This is a genomic window from Rubritalea sp., from assembly GCF_039830215.1.
In the GTDB taxonomy this organism is placed as follows: Bacteria; Verrucomicrobiota; Verrucomicrobiia; order Verrucomicrobiales; family Akkermansiaceae; genus Rubritalea.
The window spans coordinates 1-6,401 of the sequence record NZ_JBDOPO010000144.1; the positions used below are offsets into that span (position 1 = coordinate 1).

Genomic DNA, 6,401 nt, shown 5'->3' on the forward strand with positions numbered 1-6,401 from the left:
TCTGTATAAGTCGTAGTTCAACCCCCCACCATACAATTGTACTTAATCTACTGAAGCGTCTTCATCAGCAGAACAACCCGTCAGATATTCATGAGGCCATAGCGCAATTGGCAGAGGGCATCAATGGTGATGGTGATGGTGATGGTGATGGGAATCTGGAGTATGTCACCCGCATTTCACTACTCATGGGAGATCGAGCTATTGGGGAGAAATTGCTCAAACACTATAATGAAACATATGCGCGTTCTTATTTTAGCTCCCAGGAATATTCAGATGAAGAATTTGAATTGTTGGGCACCCCAAATCCAGTCACTCAGCCCCAAAAATTCGAGCTCTGGCTACAGGCCGAGATTAAGCGAGAACTTGATGATGATCTTGCGTTGTTGGAAGAGCAGTCGAGCAAGGTCGAGGAGCTTGTCCGCTTCTATTATAACCGTGGTGAGCGCGAGCAAAGTCTGCGTATCCTCAAGCCGCTACTCGATGCTCTACTAGATGACGGTGATGACAGGTGGTTTAAGATTGTCGGTGAATTGCCTATTTATGGGATGGGAGAGCTTGTAGCCCAGTTGGCTGGAGAACGTGGCAATGAGGATAATACTTACCTTCAGTTAAGTCATGAAATTTTTGGCAATGTAGAAGAGATGGATTGTATTTGGAACCAAGTGGAGGAACTCTCCGTTGGCGCCACAGATTTAGAGCGTTTCCAGAGTGTGCTGGAGCTGATGGGGGTGGACCACGGGTTGACATCCGAGAAAAAATCTATACTCAATCAAATTGAAGACCGTCTTGAGCTAGCAAAAGGCCGAGCGCGAGTCGATTTACTAGTTGCTCTAGCTTTTGCTGCTGAGAGACGTAACGATTTTGAGGCAATGTTAGATTACTACAAGGAGCTATGCGAGGATCGGGGGTTGTTGGAGGAGCGAGAATTTCACCTCAAATACCAACTTGCAGCGGAGGTTGTGTTTGATTGGGAAGAGCTTGTAAAATCTTACGATCTAAGGCCTGCATCCTATCTCAAAAGCCCAACGCGACTTGCTCGCTACGCTATAGCAAAACGGAATTTAGGTGAAAAAGAATTTGCAGACACATTGTTAAATCAGGCAATACTACTCACTTTAGGACAAACCAAGGAACTAAATGAATTTGCAGCAGTCCTGCATGAATGTGGAGCTCGAAATGATGCGAAGACAATATGGCTTGAGCATATTGCTTGTCTAGACGTAGGAAGCTGGGGGTTTTACTACACACTCAATTATATTAATCACCAATCGCGTTTTGCGATAAATGAAGCAGATTGGAAGCTAGCATCGTCACTCTCGTTAGCAGAGTTGACTTTTCTTCTGGAGCCAAGTCTAAGGCCGAGTCATTACTACACTACACTTCGCAGCGGTTATACAGCGATTTACACAGCAGGGATGGCATTACTAGAGCGGGGCGATAAATCTGGTGCTCTAGATATGCTTGAGTACGCACACGGCATCCTTCCTGGGGACGGCACTTTGGCTGACGATTTCTTCCCAGGCTTGGTGGGTACACCTTTAAAAAAAGAGGTTAGCAAGTGGTTCAATGAGTCATGGAATCATATTGAAAAAGAGATCGCAGCCTATCCAAATGATCATAACGCTCGCAATACTGTAGCTTGGTTGGGCTCGAGAGCTGGCATGAGGTTAGATGATTCCCTAAAGCATGCGAAGTTTGCTTTACGCTTTCAGCCTCAGCAGCCTGCTTATTTAGACACACTAGCCGAGGTCTATTTTGCCAAACGAGATCGAGCTAACGCCATAAAGTTTAGTGACATTTCTCTCAGTCACATAAAAACGGGAGCGCACGCATACACCAGAAATGCCGATAGTTCAGCCAGTATGTATAGTGAATTGACGCAACAAAATATCCGCTTTAAAAATGAAGATTTTTCAAGTCGGTAATTAGGTGTTCAAGTTCTTATTCACATGTGGCGAATATTTATTATCACCTCCCTTGTCCCTTTCTTAGCTGGTGGGGTACTGGCGCATCTCTTCGGTACTAGAGTGTGGTCCACGAGTGCCGACCTCAGCGAGAGTGTTGCCAGCATTTTAAGTAGATTGCTTACTCGTCTCGACCGAGACGATATCAAAGTTAGTTTTAGTAAGGTTAGTCCTTGGCTGAGTTGTAATGATGGGTCCATCTACCTACCAAAAACATACTTGGAAAGCAAAAGTTCAGCGCATGCAGCCCGAGCCATGATCCAGCTAGGTATGTATTTGCTGCATGAAAAACACTCATCAACTGTTGATTGGCGACTCAAAGCGATAAAAACTGGCTACATTTTACCTGTATTCGTGCTTCTTGTCGTGAGCTTCGCCTTTATCGTAGCGAAGCTTCCAGCGATAGTAGTTATGGCCTCGCTTGCAGGATCTCTAGGGCTTAGCTCCATCCTTCTGTGGTTAAGCTTAGCTGTGGAAAAAGAAGCGGCCCACCTAATGGTGAGCCGCATTGAGAAGTTGCGCTTGATGCGGAGATTGCGCGATGAGGAATCGCTTGTCTCATCCACTTTAGCGGCCCCCTGGGTATCATTAATCCCAGGAGTTTTGCTTAAGTTTATCGTTAGAGGTTAGCAATTTCAGCTGCGAGTATATCCTCAACAGTCTGACGTGGGCGAATCACTTTGGAATCGGCTCCATCAATTAGTATTTCAGCAGGAAGTCCGCGAGTGTTGTAGTTTGACGCCATCACAAAACCATAAGCTCCAGCACTAAGAAGCGCTATGTGCTCGCCTTCAATAAAATCAGGCAGATCGCGACTCTGGCAGAAGAAGTCGCCAGTCTCACAGATTGGGCCAACCACATCCATTGGAATGTGCGCAGTTTCTTTTGTTGGCTCAGAAAGAGGAACGATCTCGTGATGACCTTCATAGAGGGCTGGACGAATGAGGTCATTCATTCCTGCGTCCACAATTTTAAATGTTTTAGCTGAGCCTTTTTTCTCATAAAGACACTCAGTTAGGAGCACTCCAGCATTTCCTGCGATATAGCGACCGGGTTCGACAAGAATTTTGAGGCCCAGATCTTTGAGGAATGGAATAACGCCAGCAGCATATTTCTCAGGCGTGAGTGGACAGGCTTCTTCCGTGTGGCTTTCCCACCACTCGGAAGATCCAGAGGCTAGTGCAGGGGAGTATACAATGCCTACTCCGCCACCAATTGAGAAGAATTCGATACTATAGAGTTTCTTCATTTTTGCTGCAAGTGGAGCAACTTTCTCTGTCGCCTCGATGAATGGCTTAACATCAGTGAGTTGTGATCCAATGTGCATTTGGAGACCACGAAGTGTTATATTTTCAAGCTTTGATGCACGTTCGTAGGCCTTTTCGATGGAGTCGAAGTCAACACCAAACTTGTTCTCAGACTTACCAGTGGAGATGTACTTGTGTGTCTTAGCGTCAACATTCGGGTTTACTCGAATTGCGACAGGGGCAATGCGTCCTAGGTCGCCGGCAACCTGATCGATGAAAGCAACTTCAGCTTCACTCTCGGCATTGAAACAATAGATGCCTTGCTCGATTGCGTATTCAATTTCTGAACGGGTTTTCCCAACGCCAGCGAAAGTGCACTTTGCTGGATCGCCACCAGCCGCGATCACTCGCTGAAGTTCGCCTCCAGAAACAATATCAAAACCGCTTCCGAGTTGTGCGAGGAGCTTAAGTACAGATAGATTAGAGTTTGCTTTGACTGCGTATTCAACCCCGTGATCTAGGCTTTCAAGAGTTTTATCAAGACGGTTGTAGTTGTTGCGTAAGGTTTCTGCGCTATAGACGTAGCTTGGGGTGCCGTGTTCTTTAGCTATTTGCTGAAGGTTCACATCTTCGCAATGAAGTGAACCATTTTGGTAATGAAATGAATGCATGATGGTTGTTCTATTAGTTTAAATTTGAATATCTGGGTAGCTGCCGAGGATTTTCACCAATGAGCAATGCTTTTTGAGATCGTCGATAGCGGCGGACACATCGGCGTCATCACTGTGTCCAGCGAGATCAACATAAAAGAAATACTCCCAGTCCTGTTGCTTGGATGGGCGGGACTCAATCTTGGACATATTGATAGCGCAGTCATCAAATGCCTGAAGGGCTTTCACTAGCGAGCCTGGCGTATCCTTGATTGAAAAGAGTAGGGAAGTCCTATCGTTGCCGGTGGCTGGGCAAGTTTTTTCACCAATCACAAGGAAACGTGTGGTATTAGTGGCGCTGTCCTGGATGTTCGGATCGAGCATTTTGAGTCCGTACATCTCGGCAGCGAGTGGCCCGCCCATAGCTGCAGCCCCTTCGGAGGATTTCTCTTTGGCGATTTTTGCTGCCTTCGTGGTCGAAGAAACCTCAACGAGGTCGGCATGCGGGAAATTCTGGAGGATCCAACTGCGGCACTGACCAAATACCTGTGGGTGTGAATAGAGAGTTTTGATTTCTTCGCGTGGGATATCCGCCATTAGACCATTTTCGATACGCATCAATATCTGCGCACAGATTTTAAGTGGGGAGTCAACAAAGAGATCGAGCGTGTGCGATACCGCGCCTTCAGTTGAGTTTTCGATTGGAACAACTCCGTAGCTAGCTTGACGGCGCGCAACACAGTCAAATACATCAGCAAAGTTTGGCTGGGGTAAATAGTCAACACTATGACCAAATTTAGAAATAGCTGCCTGGTGCGTCCAGGTACCTTCAGGTCCTAGGTAGGCAATTTTAAGGTCATCCTCTAACGCTAAGGCAGCTGACATGATTTCACGATAGATCGCACGAATCGACTTCTCGGGGAGTCGGCCGTCGCTCATGGCTGAAAGTTTGCGTAGCAAGCTTTCTTCACGCTCAGGCGCATAAATCTGCAGACCTTCTTTTTTCTTAATCTCGCCAACCACATGAACGCAGTCTGCGCGCTGGTTCAAAAGTTGAAGAAGTTGGGCATCAATCTCATCAATGCGTGTTCGAATGTCGTTGAGTGGCACGGGAATCTTTGTACGTTGAAAGTTTATCGCGCAAACAGACCTCGTGCTGTTATGCGACTTGCTGACACTCATTAGATATGGATCGCACTGCAATCAAGCCTTCAGTGGTTCAGCTATCAGATTTAGAACGTGGATTCAGTGATTTGTCTTATTCGCGCCAATTAGTTCTCAAATAACCCTGTTTAATAACTTAACACAATATATGTAATGCGGAATCTATTGGAGTGAGTGGTAGCCATGGTTATGTCGAGCTCCACCCTGTCTCTGGGATTAAAACCTGTGACATAGTATGATGCTGTTTAACAGAGTAAATTGATCAGTTTGCATTAGAATACTTTAGGGGTACTCTTTGTTGTATAGCCAACTAACGGGGTGAGCATATGCAGGCCAGTATATATGGTTCCCCAACCCTCAACTATTTAGTGGCTTAGGTGATCTTAAAACCACCTGAGAGAACGCTCAAACTTTTAGTGATCCTGCTTTTATAGTTTGTCGGACGCACCTCGATTCTAGCTACTAATGAACCGTCTTAACTCTATTGGAGTCATTGAGCTCTATTGGGCACACTTACTCTTGACCGATGGTCTCATCTAGAAAGGATGTCGCGAATGAATTTGCTTAGTTTGAATAGGCTGCTGGCTTTATCATTTGCATGTGTAGCGGCATTTGGAATCACAAGTTGCGTACCGATGCCTAGCTCACGCTATCCCAATATGGGCATGAGTGATGTTACACCGCAGATGCGTCAGCAAGAGATTGCTGATGAACCGCGTGGAGAATACTTTTATGCGCGACGCTATTTCGTGGAGAAGACACGATTTTGGGGTTATGTACGTAGGCCTGGTCAATCGTGGTCTGAAGCTCGTCTAGTGGTGATGAATGAGGATTCTACACGTCAGCCAGATCGTCGTCCAGAAATTGGACCCGAAAGTAGTCGACACGGTTATGATCAGAATTATACCTATCGCATAAAGGGGCGTTATACTGGGCGTAAAATATACGAACCTGCCAGTAATTTATTCTTACCGGAATTTAAGGCTAGTAGCTACAGTGTAGTACAACGTGACTCAGGGTGGTTGTTCACCCCTGCCGATCACTACAACAAATCCAAGATAACCTTAGTTAATAATTCTATCGCGCTCTCAAAGCATTAATTAATAGCTCCCCCCCATCACCAGCCCTCTCTAATTTACATTCCTTTAACAGCAGAGAGTCCACAGAAAAATGAACATCAGTGAAATAAGAATATAACGTAGGATTCTTACCTGCTATGCCAATAGGACCTGAAGATGTATAAAGCCCTGAACCGCAATCGAAATACCTAAATCTATAGTAGTACAGATTAGTCTCAGCATCAACGTATTGCCCATACCACCTAAAAGGACGTTTCGTTTTGTATCCTTCAAGATCTTGTATCCTCCCCGAAGAAT

The 6,401-nt window shown here is 45.7% G+C and carries 5 protein-coding genes and 1 pseudogene; 3 read left to right on the forward strand and 3 right to left on the reverse strand.

The features are described from left to right. Window positions 1–1,925, forward strand: a pseudogene (locus ABGY95_RS04830) (hypothetical protein); the annotation flags it as partial. A gap of 24 nt (window positions 1,926–1,949) precedes the next feature. Next, on the forward strand, window positions 1,950–2,594 hold the full coding sequence (locus ABGY95_RS04835) for a hypothetical protein (RefSeq protein ID WP_347440566.1): 645 nt from the start codon (window positions 1,950–1,952) through the stop codon (window positions 2,592–2,594). On the opposite strand, the gene lysA is transcribed toward ABGY95_RS04835, so the two are convergent. Continuing rightward, a complete protein-coding gene (lysA, locus tag ABGY95_RS04840; protein ID WP_347440567.1) occupies window positions 2,584–3,882 on the reverse strand; it encodes a diaminopimelate decarboxylase in 1,299 nt (432 codons plus the stop codon). The genes ABGY95_RS04835 and lysA overlap by 11 nt on opposite strands. 18 nt (window positions 3,883–3,900) lie before the next feature. Further along, window positions 3,901–4,971 carry a prephenate dehydratase gene (gene pheA, locus ABGY95_RS04845; protein ID WP_347440568.1) on the reverse strand — a complete coding sequence of 357 codons (1,071 nt, stop codon included), beginning with the start codon at window positions 4,969–4,971 and terminating at the stop codon, window positions 3,901–3,903. A gap of 719 nt (window positions 4,972–5,690) precedes the next feature. Here pheA and ABGY95_RS04850 point away from each other — a divergent pair. Then, window positions 5,691–6,125 carry a hypothetical protein gene (locus ABGY95_RS04850; protein WP_347440569.1) on the forward strand — a complete coding sequence of 145 codons (435 nt, stop codon included), beginning with the start codon at window positions 5,691–5,693 and terminating at the stop codon, window positions 6,123–6,125. Here ABGY95_RS04850 and ABGY95_RS04855 read toward each other — a convergent pair. Then, a partial coding sequence (locus tag ABGY95_RS04855; protein WP_347440570.1) for an RHS repeat-associated core domain-containing protein occupies window positions 6,103–6,401 on the reverse strand: 299 nt, incomplete at its 5' end. The two genes, ABGY95_RS04850 and ABGY95_RS04855, sit on opposite strands and share 23 nt — an antisense overlap.